Genomic DNA, 1360 nt, shown 5'->3' with positions numbered 1-1360 from the left:
TGTCAATCCCCTGGTTTCGTAGAGACCTCTCCTATGCGGCCTGGCACCTCTGGTCGCTCTTCTTGCGTGCTTCGGTGATGGTCCGTTCGAACTCCTTCGGCGGCAGGCCGTCGGCCGCGCTGTGCCTGCGTCGCGGGTTGTAGAACCCGGTGATCCAAGTGGCGATCTTCAGGCGGGCCTCGGTGCGGGTGGCGAACTGGTGCCGGTGGATGTACTCGACCTTGATCAGCGAGTTGAACGACTCCGCGGCGGCATTGTCCAGCGCCGACCCCACCCGCCCCATGGACTGCACCACGCCCAGGCGGTCACACAGGGTGTTGTACACCTCTGACGTGTACTCACTTCCCCTGTCGCTGTGGAAGATCGTCCCGTCCCTTCGGCCGCCGCGCGTCGCGATGGCCATCTTCAACGACGCTCCGACCAGGGCCGCGTCATGGTGCTCGCCCATGGCGTAGCCGAGGCAGCGGCGCGAGAACGCGTCGATGACCGTGGCCAGATAGATCTTGCCCTCACCGGTCTCGATCTCCGTCATATCGCCGTACCAGAGAACGTCCGGGGCCACCGCGTCGAAACGGCGATTCACCAGGTCAGGGGCGGCCTTCCGCTTGCCCTGCCGGGTCAGCGACCGCCGCCTGGGCGGCTTGCGGCCCTGCAGACCGAGCTCGGCCATGATCTCCGCGACCGTGTTCACCGATACCTGCCAGCCCTCCGCCCACAGGTCCAAGGTGATCCTCGGCGAGCCGTAGGTGCCGCCGGACTCCGTGAAGAAGTGGATGATCCGCTCCTCCAGCCTCGCCCTCCTGACCTCACGCTTCGTCGGCTCGTCGGGGCGCCGGCGCCATTTGTAGAACCATGCCTCGCTCACCCCGACCACCCGGCAGGACACCCGGTGCGGGACGCCATGCTCGACCCTCTGGTTACCGATGAAGGCGACCACCGCCTCCGGAGCGTTCTCGGTCACTTCACCCAGAGGGCCATGCATCGCTTGAAGACATCACGCTCCATCTCCAGCTCCCGGATCCGCTTGTTCTTCTCCCCGATCTCCCGGCGCAGCCGCTCCAGCTCGGCCCGCTCGGCCTCCCGCACCCGACCGCTACCGCCACCACCACTGGCGGCTGTCGGTTGTACGGGCCGGTCCGAGGACGTCGTCCCGTTGCGCCGCCACCGCGACACCCAACTGTGCAGCGTGCCCGGGTTGATGCCGAGCTCCTCGGCGACCTCGCCGGCCGATCTCCCGGTCTCGACCACGATGCGCACCGCGCCCTCACGGAACTCGGCGTCGTACGGCGGCTTCTTCTTGGACCCCATGAATCCCAACTTCCCCTGCAATCACGGGCTCCACGCTACGAGGGGATGGTCA

The 1360-nt window shown here is 67.0% G+C and carries 2 protein-coding genes; both read right to left on the bottom strand.

Annotated elements, in window-relative coordinates; all coding sequences use genetic code 11:
* Positions 1-31 precede the first annotated feature (31 nt).
* A complete protein-coding gene (locus ACZ3TS_RS43005; protein WP_467628722.1) occupies positions 32-961 on the bottom strand; it encodes an IS3 family transposase in 930 nt (309 codons plus the stop codon).
* Entirely contained in the window at positions 958-1308 is a 351-nt protein-coding gene (locus ACZ3TS_RS43000) for a transposase (protein ID WP_467628719.1), read from the bottom strand. Before ACZ3TS_RS43000 ends, ACZ3TS_RS43005 begins: the two co-directional genes overlap by 4 nt.
* Positions 1309-1360: the final 52 nt, after the last annotated feature.

It is taken from the genome of Streptomyces sp. NPDC022910, assembly GCF_055561075.1.
This window is presented reverse-complemented; position numbering and strand designations above follow the sequence as displayed.